Raw genomic sequence first — 16,650 nt, 5'->3', positions numbered from 1 at the left:
GAAAGCAATAATTAACGAAAATAATCAGTCTGTTATCCTATTCCCTGCGCCTTTTTATCTGGACAACGCCAACGCGTAAGATATAGTGAAGCCAGCGTAATGTTTGTAAGGACAGCCTATGAAAACCCCCAACGCACAGCGCAAAATCAACATCATTAAAAATATTGAATATCTAATGCGTACCCGCGGTGAAACCAAGGCTTCCTTTTCCAACCGCAGCGGCCTGACGCGCACTACCCTATACAAAATTCTTGATGGAAGAGTGAACAACGTTCAGCAATCCACCGTTAATCGGATTTCAGATTTTTTCGGTGTCTCCTGTGAAGAGATCGAAGACTACGATCTGGAAAAACTGGAGCTGCTCAACGAAACGTTGTCCACCGAAGGCAACAAGAACCCTTCCGCCATTCCGGTGATCCCGCAGTCGCGCTATCTGGCCGTCTCGCAGCGCAAGATCGGGCAGCTGGTCACCGAGTTTCCTTTGACTTATTTCTTCGGCGATGAGTCGAACATGTTGGCAATGAAAATAGAGACCGAAATTAAAGGGTCATTCATTCCGGGCGAAGTCATTATCATCAAACGTCCGCCGGTACTGATTTGCGATTCACCTTTGCTGTATCACTCGGGAAAAAGCGGCTTCTTTGTGGTTGACGACAAAGACAGCGAAAGCATGGACAAACGCCTTCAGGAGACGGTGCAATTCCTGGGTTATATCGTTGGAGAAAGGTTATAAATGGAACCGAATCAGAAGTTCAAGCTGTTGGGCTTCACCCGACATGGCACCATCGCGGCCAATGTCATGGTATTGGCCACCGGCAAAACCATTACCATGGGGCTCAATGAGCTGGCCGACAGCGAAATATCGGAAGATCTGAGCCGGCACGAGCTGCAGGCGCTGTACCGTAAACTCTACGGCGACAATCAACAAAAAACCGCCTATGAGCTCAGCGATCGCCATGAACGTTCCTGGTACGCCTACCTGATTATTACCGTGGCGCTCAGCGTGATTTATATCTTCTCGACGCTGTGCGGCGTCAAGCCGATCCAAATTCCGGTGCTGAATCTCATCACGCCGCCGGCGATCTTCATCTATCCGCTCACGTTCATTCTGGTGGACATTCTCAACGAGTTCTATGGGTTGCGGCTGGCCAGACGCACCATCATCATCTCGTTCATCGCCAACCTGACCTTCGTTCTCGGCGTCTGGGTGACGACGCTGGTGCCGAGCATTCCACAGTGGGAGTACAGCGAGACCTACAACGGCATCGTGCACAGCATCATGGCGGTGCTGGTGGCCTCTTCGGCGGCCTATCTGATCTCCGAGAACGTCAACTCCTATCTGCTTTGCAAGATCAAAGAGTTGACCAACTCCCGCTACCTGTTCGTGCGCGTGATCACCAGCACCGTAATCGCATCGGCCATCGACAGCGTGGTGTTCTGTACGCTGGCGTTCTACAACGTGCTGAGCTGGGACATCATCAAAACCATGATCCTGTCTCAGTTCCTGATCAAGGTGGTTTACGCCCTGCTGGGCGTCGGGCCGATTTACGCCACCCGCAGTCTGTTTAACCGCTACATCAATACCGAACAAGCAAAGGGCAATGAATATGCATATCCAAAAGCAAGATAAGATCACCCATCTTGGCGCGAACTCCGATTATCCGGACCAATATGCTCCCGCATTGCTCGAAGCCTTGCCGCGCGCACGCGGCCGCGATCTGATCGGCGTGGACGAACGGCAGCTGCCGTTCAGCGGCTTTGATCTGTGGACCGCCTTCGAGTTGTCGTGGCTCAACGGCAAGGGCAAACCGGTGGTGGGCATCGGCGAATTTACCTTCCCGCACTCCTCTTCCAACCTGATCGAATCCAAATCGTTCAAGCTGTATCTCAACAGCTTCAACCAAACGCGCTTCGACAGCGTGGAACAGGTGAGCGCCGCCATGCAGAAGGATCTGTCGCAGGCGGCCAATGGCCAGGTCACCGTCAAGCTCTATCCGGGTCTGGAAGGTTATCCGGCGCAGATCGATCGTCTGCCGGGCATCAACATCGACGATCTGGATATCGCGGTCGACGACTTCGCCTTCAAACCGGAATACCTGAGCGGCGCGGCCGATCAAGGGGAGCACGTAGCGGAGACGCTGTCTTCCAATCTGCTGAAATCCAACTGCCTGGTCACCAACCAGCCGGACTGGGGCAGCGTGGTGATCCACTATGAAGGCCGCAAAATCGATCGCGAAAGCCTGCTGCGCTACCTGATCTCCTTCCGCCAGCACAACGAATTCCACGAGCAGTGCGTCGAGCGCATTTTCAACGACATCAAGCAGAGCTGCCGCCCGGAAAAACTCAGCGTGTTCGCGCGTTACACCCGCCGCGGCGGCCTGGACATCAACCCCTTCCGCAGCGATTTCGAAACGGCGCCGACGCTCGGCCGCCTGATCAGACAGTAAGCCTCATCCCCCAATGCTCCCGCCAGGGAGCATTGTTTCTCTCGCTTTCATCTCCCTGTTATTTTTCGCCATTATCGTCGTCAGCGGCTATCTTCAAAGCACACTGACGGAGATTAACGACGCATGCCTGACCTTTCTCGCAGAGACATCCTGCGGGCTGCCGCCATCGGATCGGCGTTCTCGCTGTTGCCCGCCTCGATTCGCAAAGCGCTGGCCATTCCCGCCAATAACCGCACCGGCACCCTGCGCGACGTCGAACACGTGGTGATCCTGATGCAGGAGAACCGCTCTTTCGATCACTACTTCGGCACCTTGCCGGGCGTGCGCGGCTTCAGCGATCGATTTACCATTCCACTGCCCGGCGATCGCCTGGTCTGGCAGCAACAAGGCGCCGAACGGCTGGTGCTGCCCTACCATCTGGACAGCAAACGCGGCAACGCCCAGCGCGTCACCGGCACGCCGCACTCGTGGGTGGATGAGCAAGCCGCCTGGGATCACGGCCGTATGAGCGCCTGGCCCACCTACAAAACGCCGGCCTCGATGGGCTACTACCGCCAGCAGGAGCTGCCGTTCCAGTTCGCGCTGGCCAACGCCTTCACCCTGTGCGATGCCTATCACTGCTCCATCCACGCCGGCACCAACACCAATCGGCTGTTCCACTGGACCGGCACCAACGGCCCGTCCGCCGCCGACGTGGCGGTAGTGGTCAACGAATGGGACAGCCCCGGCCCGGCAGAGATCGGCTACCGGTGGACCACCTATCCGGAACGGCTGGAGGCGAGCGGCGTCAGTTGGAAGGTGTACCAATTCCTGCCGGACAACTTTACCGACAACCCGCTGGCGGGTTTTCGCCAATACCGCGCCGCCAGCATTCAAGTGGGCAACCCGGCGCGGCCGTCGAAAGACTTCAACGCTTTCGTGCCTTATAGCGATGCGCTCAACGAGGCCGCACCGCTCTACAAAGGCAACGGCAACACCCTGCCGGCCGCCGACGGCAACGACCTGGACGCCATGCTGGCCGGATTCCGCGCCGACGTGCAGCAGGGCAAACTGCCGCAGGTCAGTTGGATCATCGCGCCGGCGGCCTATTCGGAACATCCCGATCCCTCCAGCCCGGTGCAGGGCGGCTGGTTCACCCAAGAGATCCTCAACGCGCTGACCGACAACCCGGAGGTGTGGAGTAAAACCGTCCTGCTGGTCAACTACGACGAAAACGACGGCTTTTTTGACCATATGCCTTCGCCTTCCGCGCCGTCGCTGCGCGAAGACGGCAGCTTCGCCGGTAAATCGACCGTACCGTTCGACACCGAGATCTTCCAGCACGTGGCGCCGCCCGGCTCGCAGGATCAACCGCCGCCGGACGGCCGCATCTACGGCCCCGGCCCGCGGGTCCCGATGCTGGTGCTGTCGCCCTGGAGCCGCGGCGGCTGGGTCAATTCACAGATTTTCGATCACACCTCGGTGCTGCAATTTTTGGAAAAGCGCTTTCAGGTGCATGAACCCAACATCAGCGCCTGGCGCCGCGCGGTGTGCGGCGATCTCACTTCGGCGTTCAACTTTGTCGATCCTAACGGCGAAGCATTGCCGAGCCTGCCCGCCACCAGCCGCCACGCCGCCGACGGCCTGCGCCAGCGTCAGGAACAGCTGCCGCAGGTGCCGCTGCCGCCGCCCGCCCACCAGCGTTTACCCCACCAACGCCGCCTGGCGCGCCCTTCCCGCGCTCTGCCCTACCAGCTGCACGTCGAGGCCAGCGTCGCGACCGAGCAGCGCCGCGTGACGCTGAACCTGTTCAACACCGGCGAGCAGGGAGCGGTGTTTCACGTCTACGACCGGCGAGATCTGACGCATATCCCGCGCCGCTATACCGTCGAGGCCGGCAAGGCGGTCAGCGACGACTGGCAGACGGAGGACGAGTACCATCTGTGGCTGCTCGGCCCCAACGGTTTTCATCGTGAAATGCGCGGCGCGCTGAGCCGGCCGCAGCCGGAAGTGCGTTTGCGCCCGACGGGCCGCAGCCTGCTGCTGCAGTTGGATAACCCAGGTGCCGAAACGGTGACGGTCACTCTCGACCGCTGCCCTTACTCGCAACAAGGCCCGTGGCCCATCACGCTGCCTGCGGGCGGCAGCCACCGCCAAACGTTTGACGCCCGCGCTAGCGGCGGTTGGTATGATCTTGCGCTGCACAGCGCCGGAGGCTGGCGGCGCCGCCTGGCGGGCCGACTGGAGGATGGCGAACACAGCGTCAGCGACCCGCTGATGGGCCAGGAGTAGCCTATCGACAGCGAAGAGGTTCAAAAAGCGAAAGGATATCGCTTATCATTGCGTTCTCGTTCCTAGCCGATTACTCAAGGATCTCCATGTCCGCTGTTCTTATCGCCAAAGCCGGCCGCTGGCTGGCCGCCTGCGTTTTGCTGTTGGCCGGCGCCGCTCAAGCCGCGCCGATCGTCGTTACCGATGTCGCCGGCCGTCAGGTTACGCTGCCGCAACCGGCCAAGCGCGTTATCCTGGCCGACGCCCGCGCGCTGTTGGCGCTGAATATTCTGCATCCGCAGGAGCCGCTGAAAAACATCATCGCCTGGGACAACTCGCTGAAGGTCAAAGCGCCGGATCTGGTTGAGGCCTATGCGAAAAAATTCCCGCAGGTCATGCAAATCCCCACCTTCGACAACCCCTACACCAGTGACTTCAGCGTGGAGAGCGCGGTGGTGCGCCAACCGGACCTGATCATTTTCGACATCGGTCTGCTGAGCAAATTGAAGGACAGCGGCGTACTGACCCAGCTGGAAAAAGTCGGCATCCCGGTGCTGATCATCGATTTCCGCCAGCAGCCGCTGACCAACACCGTCGCCAGCATGGCGCTGTTGGGCAAAGTGTTTGACGAGCAGCCCAACGCCGACGCCTTTATCCGTTTCTATCAGCAACGCCTCGAGCTGGTGCGCCAGCGCGTCGCCACGCTGAAACCGGAGCAGCGCCCCAGCGTCTTCATCGAACGCAGCGCCGGCATCAAAGGCGAGCAGTGCTGCAATACCTTCGGCAAAGGCAGCTTCGGGCAGTTTATCGATACCGCCGGCGGCGACAATATCGGCAGCAAACTGTTTTCAGACATGGGCGGTGAAGTGAACGTCGAACAGGTGATCGCCAGCAATCCGGATTTCTATCTGCTGACCGGCGCCGACTGGAGCCGTGGCCATCGCGGTACGCTGGCCGTGCCGCTGGGCTACACCACCGATATGGCCACCAGCCAAAAGAAACTGGCGCATCTGCTGGATCGCACCGGCATTAACGTGTTGAAAGCGGTGAAAGAAAAACGCGTGATGGCGATTTATCATCAATTTTACGACACGCCGCTCAACTTTATCGCGGTCGAGGCGATCGCCAAATTCCTGCACCCGGCGCTGTTTAAAGATATTGATCCGCAAGCGGATATCGAAAGCGTGCACCAGAAATTCACCGCGCTGGATTACAGCGGGGTCTTCTGGCTTACGCCGCAATAATCCCCGCCAGGGCCCGCCAACCGGGCCCTGCTACCGGCATCCTTCATGTAGTTACCCGCTTAACTATTCCATAACAATTCTATTTACTTGCCAATAATTATCATTAAGATTGTCGTTTCTAAAAAAACACATCCGGGTCTGAAACTTCTAAGGCATTATTATGTCAATTCTTTTTCGCCTCTCCCTGCTGGCGACCTCTATCGCCGTTGCTTTCCCCATCCTTGCTGCTGATAACTCATCTCAAAACGATGCCGATACGGTAACCGTCGTCGGCAACTGGCTGGACAACCCTGATACCAGTTCGGTGCTGCTCAACCATCCGGGCGCGCGATCCATCGTCACTCAGCAGCAGATGCATGAGCAAGGCGACCAAACCATCGCCGACAGCCTGCGCGGTGTGCCCGGCGTGCAGGTGCGCGACAGCAACGGCACCGGCGGCAGCGACATTTCGCTCAACGTCGGCGTGCGCGGCCTGACCTCACGCCTTTCTCCGCGATCCACCATTCTGATGGACGGCGTTCCGTTGGCCGTCGCGCCTTACGGCCAGCCACAGCTGTCGATGGCGCCGCTGTCGATCGGCAACCTGCAATCGGTTGACGTGGTGCGCGGCGGCGGCGCGGTGCGCTACGGGCCGCAGAACGTCGGCGGCGTGATCAACTTCGTTACCCGAGACATTCCCAAAACGTTTGGCGGCACCGCCAGCGTACAAACCCAGGGCGCCAGCCACGGCGGCCTGAAGACCCTGACCAGCGCCTCCGTGGGCGGCACCGCAGACAACGGTCTCGGCGCCGAACTGCTCTATTCCGGCCTGCACGGCCAGGGCTACCGCGACAACAACGACAACACCGACATCGACGATTTCATGCTGAAAACGCGTTATGCGTTTACCGATCGCGACGAACTGTTGGCCAATTTCCACTACTACGACGCCAAAGCCGGCATGCCGGGCGGGCTGAGCAGCGCGCAATACGCGCAGAACCCGTTCCAGTCCACGCGGCCGTGGGACCAGTTCGAAGGCCGCCGCAAGGATATGTCGTTCAAGTACAAACATCAGGAAGACGACAAACAGTTCGAAGTGTTGACCTACTTCACCGACAGCTACCGCGGCAGCAACATCGAATCGGAAGGCACCGGCAAAAACGCGGGCCAGCGGCGCATGGTCTCCTATCCGCGCCACTATTCAACCTGGGCGATCGAACCAAGTTACTCGCAGGTCTTCCGTTTCTGGGATATGGCGCACGAGATCACCCTCGGTTACCGCTACCTGAATGAAACCATGGATGAAAAGGCGTCGCGTTCGGCCTGGTATAACCCGGCGAATATCGGCTCGACGCCGGAGACCCCGGACTATTACCAGCACACCTCTGGCGGCACCGCAGCCAACGCGTTCTATATCGACGACACCATTAACGTCGGCAACTGGACGGTCACGCCGGGCCTGCGTTATGAAAGCATTCGCACCCACGTGGACGATTCGTTCAACAACATCAGCCGCGAGAAAAGCTACAGCGAGCCGCTGCCGTCATTGAACGTGATGTACCACCTGTCTGACGCCTGGAAACTGTTCGCCAACGCCAACACCTCGTTCGGCAGCATGCAGTATTTCCAACTGACCAAAGGCGGCAACGGCAACCAGCCGGCGCCGGGGCTGACGGCGGAAAAAGCGCATACCTATGAGTTCGGCACCCGCTACGACGACACCGTGGTCAAGGCCGAAGCCACGCTGTTCTATATCGACTTCGATAATCAGCTGCAATACATCAGCAACGATGTGGGCTGGACCAACATGGGCGCCACCAAGCACAAAGGCATCGAGTTGGCGCTCAGCTACGATCTCAGCGAGCTGAACCGCGCGCTCGACGGCGCCAGCGTCTACACCAGCTATACCTACACCAAGGCCAGCACCGACAAGGGCGACTTCGCCGGTAAAGATCTGCCGTTCTACTCGCGCCAGGTCTATACCGTCGGTACGCGTTACGCCACCGGCAGCTGGGTATGGAATCTGGACGGTTACGCGCAGTCCAAACAGCATTCGCCGGGCACCGGGCCGGAGTACGTCACGCAGGAAAGCGCCGATGGTCAGTTCGGCAATATCGCCGGTTACATGGTGTGGAACATGCGCGGGGAATATAATTTCGGGCCGCAGCTATCGAACCTGACGCTGGGGGCCGGAGTGAAAAACCTGTTCGATCAGCGCTACTTTACCCGCTCCAACGACAATAACTTCGGCAAGTACGTCGGTGAACCGCGCACCTTCTTCGTGCAGGGTTCCGTCGCATTCTGACCCCCAGCGCCCACTACAGGCGCTTCGCTCATCCATACCGCCCGCTCGCATCGCGGGCGGTATTTCCTGCGCCTGACCCGCCCTATTTTTTGATCTTCCTCACTCCCCAAACGCCTGACGCATTATTTCATTGCTTTGCTAAACCGGTTCTTCTATTTTAGCAACCCATCAGACATCGGTAGAAACAGGGATTAAGCATGGCGAATCGCGTATGGGTGCTGGGCGACGCAGTGGTCGATTTGGTGCCAGAAAATTCAAACAGTTATCTTAAATGCCCCGGCGGCGCGCCGGCTAACGTGGCGGTGGGCGTCGCCCGCTTGGGCGGCGACAGCGCCTTTATCGGCCGAGTGGGGCAAGACAGCTTCGGCGCCTTTCTGCAGCAGGTGCTGAGCGAAGAAGGGGTGGATATTGACCATATGCTTTCGGATCCCGAACACCACACCTCCACGGTAGTGGTGGATCTCGATCAGCACGGTGAACGCTCATTCACGTTCATGGTACAGCCCAGTGCCGATCTGTTTTTACAGCCTGACGATCTGCCGGCCTTCCAACGCGGCGAGTGGCTGCATCTCTGCTCCATCGCGCTGTCGCAGGAGCCCAGCCGCAGCGCGGCCTTTACGGCAATGGAAAACATTCGGGCGGCCGGCGGGCGGGTCAGTTTCGATCCCAATATCCGCGAAGAGATCTGGCGCCAACCGGAAGCGCTGCGCCCCTGCCTGCAAAAGGCGTTGCTGCTGGCGGACGTGGTGAAACTGTCGCGCGAAGAGCTGGTTTTCATCAGCCATCTTGACGATGTGGAGAACGGCATCCGCTGGATGATGCAAACCTACCCGTTGCGCCTGTTGCTGGTCACGCTGGGCGGCGACGGCGTCTACGTGCATGACGGCCAACGGCTGCGTCATTTCCGCGCGGCGCCTGTCGTGCCGGTCGATACCACCGGCGCCGGCGACGCGTTTGTCGCCGGGCTGTTAGCGGCCCTGGCGCGCCTTCACGCTTTGCCGCAAGAAGCGCAATGGCCGGCGATTATCGCTCAGGCTCAGGCCTGCGGCGCGCTGGCCACCACCGCCAAAGGCGCCATGACCGCCCTGCCGCGCGCCGAAGAGCTCGCCGCTTTTCTGCGCTGATCCCCTGCATCCACGGCGATCCCCTGGGCGCCGTGGTCTTTTAACCCCACGATTTGCGCACTCGATCACAATAGCTGAATCGGGTTAGCAAACTTGATTGCCAGTCCGCTTCTCGATCGTTATCTTTCGCCATGAAAAACCGGTTTAGCAATTTAGCAAAAAATAATAACAACCCTTCCCGGATGATAGACGATGACGAAAAAACTCAGCTATTTGGCGATAACAACAGGGCTTTTCCTCTCCACTTCTGCCGCTGCAGCCTCCGGCGACGGCAGTATCGAGGCGCGTCTTAACGCGCTGGAACAACGTCTGGCGCAGGCGGAACAGCGCGCCGCTCAGGCTGAAACCCGCGCCACGGCGGCGGAACGCCGGGCGCAACAGCTGGAACAGCGCACCGCCAGCACCGAAAGGCAAACCGCGCAGGTCGTGCAGCGCGCCGCCGCGCTTGAAACGCAATCCTCTCCGACCAGCGCGCTGAAACTGAACGGTTTCAACGATCTGAAACTGTACGGCGACGTGGAGTTCAATCTGGACGGCGCCAGCCGCAGCGGCCAGCTGACGTCGCTGAAAGGCAGCGACCACAAGGACTGGAAACCCGGCAACAAAGAGCGCTGGGACATCAATGGCCGCATTCTGGTCGGGCTGGACGGCTACCGCCGCAATCCGGACGGCAACTTCTCCGGCTTCAGCGTCCAGCCGCTGGCGGACATGAGCGGCAAAATGAACCTGGACGACGCCGCTTTCTTCTTCGGCAATGAAAAGAACTGGCAAACCAAAATCGGCCGCTTCGAAGCCTACGACATGTTCCCGCTGAATCAGGACACCTTCATTCAATACTCCGGCAATACCGCCAACGACCTGTACGCCGACGGCTTCGGCTATATCTACATGATGAAAGAAGGCCGCGGTCGCAGCAGCAGCGGCGGCAACCTGATGCTGAGCAAATACGCCGGGGATGTCTATTTCGAACTGAACACGCTGGTGGAAGACGGCACCTCGCTGTTCCAGGACAACAGCTACCACGGCAATGCGCTGGAAAATAAGAAAAACGTCGCCTATTTGCGCCCGGTGATCGCCTGGAAGAAAGACGCCCTCAGCATCGCGGCGGCGATGGAAAGCAACGTGGTGAATAACGCTTACGGCTATCAGGACAGCCAGGGCCGCTTCGTCGACCAATCCAAGCGCAACGGCTACGGCATGACGATGAGTTGGAACAACAGCGCCGCCAACCCGGATAACGGCGTGGTGGCCAACCTGAGCACCGCCTATCTGGATGCCTCAGGCGAGCAAGACTTCACCGCCGGCGTCAACGTGCTGTGGCGACGCTTCGAACTGGGTTATATCTATGCCCATAACAATATCAAAGAGTTCAATACCGCCGGGATCGCCGCCGATATCCACAACCCGCTCAGCGAACCGGGCAACTACGACATCCACACCGTTCACGCGTCGTATCAGATACCTAACATTATGAATATGAAGAATTTCAACCTGTATTTAGGCGCCTATGTGTCGCTGCTGGAAGCCAACGCCGACAACAAGATCGCCAACGGCGACAACGACCAGCGTTACGGCATGCGCGCCAGATTCAAGTATTTCTTCTGACATCGATTCACGGCGCTGCGCCGCAAACTGCGCGGCGGTATTTTTATTTAGCAAGGGGACAACATGGACATTACCGCAACCGCCAACGCGCTGTTGCCGCTGCTCGGCGGTAAAGAGAACATCGCCAGCGCCGCCCACTGCGCCACGCGCCTGCGCCTGGTGCTGGTGGACGACAGCAAGGTGGACAAAGAGGCCATCGGCAAACTGGACGGCGTTAAAGGCTGCTTCAGCAACGCCGGTCAGATCCAGGTGATCTTCGGCACCGGACTGGTCAACAAGGTGCATGCGGAATTCATCAAGGCGGCGGGCGTCAGCGAATCCAGCAAGGCCGAAGCCGCCGATATCGCGGCGAAAAAGCTCAACCCGCTGCAGCGCATCGCGCGCCTGCTGTCGAACATCTTCGTGCCAATCATCCCGGCGATCGTCGCTTCCGGCCTGTTGATGGGGCTGCTCGGCATGGTGAAAACCTACGGCTGGGCCGATGCCAACAGCGCGCTGTTCATCATGCTGGATATGTTCAGCTCGGCGGCGTTCATTATCCTGCCGATTCTGATCGGTTTCACCGCCGCACGCGAATTCGGCGGCAATCCCTATCTGGGCGCCACGCTCGGCGGCATTTTGACGCATCCGGCGCTGACCAATGCCTGGGGCGTCGCCGGCGGGTTCCACACCATGAATTTCTTCGGTCTGGACATCGCCATGATCGGCTACCAGGGCACGGTATTTCCGGTGCTGCTGACGGTGTGGTTCATGAGCCTGTTGGAAAAACGTCTGCGTAAGGTGATCCCCAACGCGCTCGATCTGATCCTGACGCCGTTCCTGACGGTGGTGATCTCAGGCTTTGTCGCCCTGCTGTTTATCGGCCCCGCCGGCCGTGCGCTGGGCGACGGCATCTCCTTCGTGCTCAGCACGCTGATCGCTCATGCGGGGTGGTTCGCCGGGCTGCTGTTCGGCGGCCTCTATTCCGCTATCGTCATCACCGGCATCCACCACAGTTTCCACGCGGTAGAGGCCGGGCTGCTCGGCAACCCCACTATCGGCGTCAACTTCCTGCTGCCGATCTGGTCGATGGCCAACATCGCTCAGGGCGGCGCCTGCCTGGCGGTCTATTTCAAAACCCGCGACGCCAAAATCAAAGCCATTGCGGTGCCTTCGGCCTTTTCCGCCATGCTCGGCATCACCGAGGCGGCGCTGTTCGGCATCAATCTGCGCTTCGTGAAACCGTTTCTGGCGGCGCTGGCGGGCGGCGCGCTCGGCGGGGCCTGGGTGGTGGCCAACCATGTCGGCATGAACGCGGTCGGGCTGACGGCGATCCCCGGCATGGCGATCGTGCAGGCCAGTTCTCTGGTCAGCTATATCATCGGTCTGGCGATCGCGTTTGGCAGCGCCTTTGTCCTCTCTCTGCTGCTGAAATACAAAACGGACGCGCAATGATGGAAGAACTCAGCTTAATCAAACAGGCAATGCGGGCGGTCATGAACGGCCAGCCGCTCGCGCTGCGCGATCCGCACCGCCCGGCCTGGCATCTGGCGCCCAGCGTTGGCCTGCTGAACGATCCCAACGGCTTTATCCAGCACAACGGCGTTTATCATCTGTTTTATCAGTGGAATCCGCTGGGTTGCGATCATCGCAACAAATGCTGGGGACACTGGCAGTCGGCCGATTTGCTGCGTTGGGAGCACCAGCCAATCGCCCTGGCGCCCAGCGCCTGTTACGACAGCCACGGCTGTTACTCCGGCTCGGCGGTGGCGGCGGAAGACAAAATCACGCTGATCTACACCGGCAACGTGAAATTCCCAGACGGCTCACGCACCGCTTACCAATGCCTGGCTCAGGAAAGCGAACGGGGCGAATACCGCAAGCTCGGGCCGGTGCTGCCGCTGCCGGAGGGCTACAGCGGTCACGTACGCGATCCGAAAGTGTGGCGTCATCAAAATGACTGGTACATGGTGCTCGGCGCGCGTGACTTGCAGGATCGCGGTAAGGTGCTGCTGTTTCGTTCCAGCAATCTGCGTGACTGGCAATCGCTGGGCGAGATCGCCGGTTCCGGTCTGAACGGCTTAGAGGAATTCGGCTACATGTGGGAGTGCCCGGATCTGTTCACGCTGGACGGCGCCGATGTGTTGATCTGCTGCCCGCAGGGGCTGGCGCCGCAGCCGGAACGCTATCTCAACCGTTATCAGGCCGGCTATCTGCTCGGCAAGCTGGATTACCGGCAGGCGGCCTTCAGCCACGGCGAATTCCGCGAGCTGGACGCCGGCTTCGAGTTCTACGCGCCGCAGACGACGCTGGCGGAAGATGGCCGCCGCCTGCTGTTCGGCTGGATGGGCGTGCCCGATCAAGATGAAGAAGCCCATCCGACGCGCCGTTACGGCTGGATCCACACCATGACCTGCCCGCGCGAGCTGTCGCTGCGGCATGGCCGCCTCCACCAGCGCCCGGCGCGCGAGCTGCAACAGCTGCGCGGTGAGCGAGCAGGCTGGCAAGGCCGCGCCGATGACGCCCCCGCCTATGCGCTGGGGGCCGCGGAGTTGCAAATGACGCCGCAGGGCGCGTTCAGCGCAACCTTTGGCGACGCGATGACGCTGAACTGGGACGGCGAAAGGCTGCAGCTGACGCGCACTTCCCTGACCGACGGCCGGCCGGAGCACCGTTACTGGCGCGGCTCGGTCACGCATCTGCAACTGCTGTTCGATCGTTCCAGCGTGGAAATTTTCATCAACCGCGGCGAGGCGGTGATGAGCGCGCGCTACTTCCCGGCTGGTGAGCCGCAACTGCGGCTGTGCGGGAGCGCGCCGCTGGCGTTGGAATACTGGCCGCTGACGCCATGCATGCTAGAATGACGCATCCTCCGATGACTTCAGATGGCGTCAGTGAAAAAAAATAAACGCATTACCATCAGTGACATCGCCACGCTGGCCGGGGTGTCGAAATCGACCGCCAGCCTGGTGCTGAACGGCCGCAGCAAGGAATATCGGGTGTCCGACGACACCCGCGATCGCGTTCTGGCGCTGGCGCACGAACACCATTATCAGCCCAGCATCCACGCCCGCTCTTTGCGCTCCAACCGCAGCCACACGCTGGGGCTGGTGGTGCCGGAGATGACCAACTACGGCTTTGCGGTGATTTCGCGCGAGCTGGAAACGCTGTGCCGCGAAGCCGGTCTGCAGCTGCTGATCGCCTGCACCGATGAAAACCCGGCGCAGGAGATGATGGCGGTGAACAGTCTGGTGCAGCGGCAGGTGGATGGCTTGATCGTCGCCTCCAGCCAGTTGAACGACGCGGAATACCAGAAGATCAACGCCGGGCTGCCGGTGGTGCAGATGGACCGTCTGATCGCCGGCTCCGAACTGCCGCTGGTGATCACCGATTCGGTCAATTCGACTGCCGACCTGGTGGAAAAGGTCGCGCGCCAACATCCGGATGAGATCTATTTTCTCGGCGGGCAACCGCGCATTTCGCCGACCCGCGATCGCCTCGCCGGCTTCCAGCTTGGCCTGGAGCGCGCCGGCATCACATGCAAACCGGAATGGATCATCAACGGCAACTATCACCCCAGCTCAGGTTACGAGATGTTTGCTCAGCTGTGCGCACAGCTGGGGCGTCCGCCTAAAGCGCTGTTTACCGCCGCCTGCGGCCTGCTGGAAGGCGTATTGCGTTATCTGACTCAGCATCAGCTGATGGAGAGCGATATTCACCTGTGCAGCTTCGACGATCACTACCTGTTCGACTGCATGACGCTGAAGATAGACACGGTCGCGCAAGACTGCCTGGCACTGGCGCAACATAGCTTCGACCAAGTCACCTCGCTTATCGACGAACGGCCGCTGGAACAGAGCGCGCTTTATCTGCCGGGCCGTATCCACTGGCGTCATGCCGGTTCCCGGGCTTTGTTAGCCGGGGAGTGATATCTCAGAATCAATAAAAAAGGGCGCCTGAGCGCCCTTTATCGTTTTGCTGCCGCTACTTGGCGGCGCCCTCCATGCCCACCAGCCCCACTTTCAGGTAGCCGGCTTTACGCAGGGTGTCCATCACGCTCATCAGCGTTTCATAGTCCACGCTCTTGTCCGCCTGGAAGAAGATGGTGGTTTCTTTGTTAGCCTGGGTACGTTGATCCAGCACCGAAGTCAGCTGATCGGCATTCACCGGCTGATCGCCGACGTAGAGCTGCTTGTCGGCCTTCACCGACAGGAACACCGGTTTTTCCGGCCGCGGCTGCGGCTTGGCGGAAGAAGCCGGCAGATCGACGCGGATATCTACCGTTGCCAGCGGCGCGGCCACCATAAAGATGATCAACAGCACCAACATGACGTCGATAAACGGCGTCACGTTGATTTCATGCAGTTCGCCGCTGTCGTCCAGATCTTCATTTAAGCGCATCGCCATAACTCACCCCGCCCGCAGTTGGTGCGCGTGCTGTGAGCGCTTGGCTTCCGCCGTCGCGGCCAGATCCAGATCGCGGCCCTGCAGCAGCATGACCTGCGCCGCCACGTCGCCCACCTGGGCGCGATGGCCGCTGATGACGCGGGCGAAGATGTTGTAGATAACGACGGCAGGGATCGCCGCCACCAGGCCCAGCGCGGTCGCCAGCAGCGCTTCCGCGATGCCCGGCGCCACAACCGCCAGGTTGGTGGTCTGCGAATGGGCAATGCCGATGAAGCTGTTCATGATGCCCCACACGGTGCCGAACAGGCCGACGAACGGCGAGATGGCGCCGATGGTGGCGAGGAAGCCGTTGCCGCGGCCCATGTTGCGGCTGTAGGCCGCCACGCGGCGCTCGAGGCGGAAGCCGGTGCGCTCTTTGATGCCATTGTTGTCGTTGGATTCCGCAGACAGCTCCAGCTCGTTTTGCGCATCGTTCAGCAATACCGCGCTGACGCTCTCCGGGGCGAAGTTTTGCGCCAGCTCGGAGGCTTCATCCAGCGAGCGCGCTTCGGCCAGCGCCAACTGCTCGCGGCGCAGACGGCGCTTGGCGCGCAGCAGTTCGCTGCCTTTGGAGAACAGAATGGTCCAGGTCACGATCGAGGCCAGCACCAGGCCGATCATTACCGCTTTCACCACCGCGTCGGCGTGCTGGTACATGCCCCAAACGGACAGGTCCATGCCGCGGGTTTCCGGTGGCTGGATCGTTGGCGCCGGATTCACCGGCGTGATGCTCTCCGGCGCGGCGGCTGCCGCAGGTGCAGGCGCGGTGGTCGGCGCAACGCTTTCGGCAACGGCCGGATTGCTCGCCGGCGCGGCCTGCGCGCTGCCGGCCAGCCCCACGACCAGCACCATAGAAGCCATCAGGCTGCGGCCGAAGGCCTTGCCCCACTGCGCCCGGCCCTGGCCGAACGATCCTTGATTTAAATTCTTGCCAGCCGTTTTCACGCTGTGCCTCCACCCATTACCGATCAAAATTAAGGAATAATTCAGCGTGCGATCATATCAAACCAACCGGGGATTGATAGTAGTTCTCATTATTATTTACCAAATAAACGAGAAAATTTTAGCCAGCCCCGGCATAAAGCGCCAATCTGCGTCCGTTCACCGCCAACTGCCCCTTTTATAGGGTTATTTCGTTACTTTTCTCCCACAACGACGCAACAACGCCGCGCTGCCGAACGGCGTCTTGACCGATGAATGGGCTTCTCTCTCGCACCACGGCAGAAGGATGAGGCGAGAAATGCGCGCCCGACAGACAATTATAGCCGTTT

General features: G+C 60.0%; 13 protein-coding genes. 11 read left to right on the top strand and 2 right to left on the bottom strand.

What is annotated here, in order from left to right; translation table 11 throughout:
* Nucleotides 1-118: 118 nt before the first annotated feature.
* The 11 genes from J0X03_RS03110 (at nucleotide 119) to J0X03_RS03060 (ending at nucleotide 14,862) form a co-directional block, all read left to right on the top strand.
* The gene (locus J0X03_RS03110; protein WP_033644644.1) at nucleotides 119-733 is read left to right on the top strand and encodes a helix-turn-helix domain-containing protein; all 615 of its coding nucleotides are present in this window, start codon (nucleotides 119-121) and stop codon (nucleotides 731-733) included.
* Nucleotides 734-1,630, top strand: a complete 897-nt coding sequence (locus tag J0X03_RS03105; RefSeq protein ID WP_033644642.1) for a queuosine precursor transporter — start codon at nucleotides 734-736, stop codon at nucleotides 1,628-1,630.
* Nucleotides 1,608-2,447: an NADPH-dependent 7-cyano-7-deazaguanine reductase QueF gene (gene queF / locus J0X03_RS03100; protein ID WP_033644641.1), complete on the top strand. Its 840-nt coding sequence runs from the start codon at nucleotides 1,608-1,610 to the stop codon at nucleotides 2,445-2,447. The genes J0X03_RS03105 and queF overlap by 23 nt, the downstream gene beginning before the upstream one ends.
* A gap of 123 nt (nucleotides 2,448-2,570) precedes the next feature.
* Entirely contained in the window at nucleotides 2,571-4,718 is a 2,148-nt protein-coding gene (locus J0X03_RS03095; RefSeq protein ID WP_160204632.1) for a phosphocholine-specific phospholipase C, read from the top strand.
* Nucleotides 4,719-4,804: 86 nt separating this feature from the next.
* Nucleotides 4,805-5,941: an ABC transporter substrate-binding protein gene (locus tag J0X03_RS03090; RefSeq protein ID WP_033644639.1), complete on the top strand. Its 1,137-nt coding sequence runs from the start codon at nucleotides 4,805-4,807 to the stop codon at nucleotides 5,939-5,941.
* 160 nt (nucleotides 5,942-6,101) lie between these two features.
* A complete protein-coding gene (locus tag J0X03_RS03085; protein WP_160204633.1) occupies nucleotides 6,102-8,225 on the top strand; it encodes a TonB-dependent receptor family protein in 2,124 nt (707 codons plus the stop codon).
* A gap of 197 nt (nucleotides 8,226-8,422) precedes the next feature.
* Nucleotides 8,423-9,349, top strand: a complete 927-nt coding sequence (locus tag J0X03_RS03080) for an aminoimidazole riboside kinase (RefSeq protein ID WP_047573657.1) — start codon at nucleotides 8,423-8,425, stop codon at nucleotides 9,347-9,349.
* Between the two features lie 192 nt (nucleotides 9,350-9,541).
* The gene (locus J0X03_RS03075) at nucleotides 9,542-10,954 is read left to right on the top strand and encodes a carbohydrate porin (protein WP_160204634.1); all 1,413 of its coding nucleotides are present in this window, start codon (nucleotides 9,542-9,544) and stop codon (nucleotides 10,952-10,954) included.
* Nucleotides 10,955-11,017: 63 nt separating this feature from the next.
* A complete protein-coding gene (locus tag J0X03_RS03070; protein WP_033639379.1) occupies nucleotides 11,018-12,388 on the top strand; it encodes a sucrose-specific PTS transporter subunit IIBC in 1,371 nt (456 codons plus the stop codon).
* A complete protein-coding gene (locus J0X03_RS03065) occupies nucleotides 12,388-13,797 on the top strand; it encodes a sucrose-6-phosphate hydrolase (protein ID WP_160204745.1) in 1,410 nt (469 codons plus the stop codon). The genes J0X03_RS03070 and J0X03_RS03065 overlap by 1 nt, the downstream gene beginning before the upstream one ends.
* A gap of 21 nt (nucleotides 13,798-13,818) precedes the next feature.
* Entirely contained in the window at nucleotides 13,819-14,862 is a 1,044-nt protein-coding gene (locus J0X03_RS03060; protein WP_079451638.1) for a LacI family DNA-binding transcriptional regulator, read from the top strand.
* A 55-nt stretch (nucleotides 14,863-14,917) separates the two neighbouring features.
* Here the strand turns inward: J0X03_RS03060 and exbD are convergent, their stop codons facing one another.
* Both exbD and exbB read right to left on the bottom strand, forming a co-directional pair.
* The gene (gene exbD / locus J0X03_RS03055) at nucleotides 14,918-15,340 is read right to left on the bottom strand and encodes a TonB system transport protein ExbD (protein WP_004937307.1); all 423 of its coding nucleotides are present in this window, start codon (nucleotides 15,338-15,340) and stop codon (nucleotides 14,918-14,920) included.
* 3 nt (nucleotides 15,341-15,343) lie between these two features.
* On the bottom strand, nucleotides 15,344-16,324 hold the full coding sequence (gene exbB / locus J0X03_RS03050; protein ID WP_072270933.1) for a tol-pal system-associated acyl-CoA thioesterase: 981 nt from the start codon (nucleotides 16,322-16,324) through the stop codon (nucleotides 15,344-15,346).
* Nucleotides 16,325-16,650: the final 326 nt, after the last annotated feature.

The organism is Serratia ureilytica, from assembly GCF_017309605.1.
Classification (GTDB): Bacteria; Pseudomonadota; Gammaproteobacteria; order Enterobacterales; family Enterobacteriaceae; genus Serratia; species Serratia ureilytica.
This window is presented reverse-complemented; position numbering and strand designations above follow the sequence as displayed.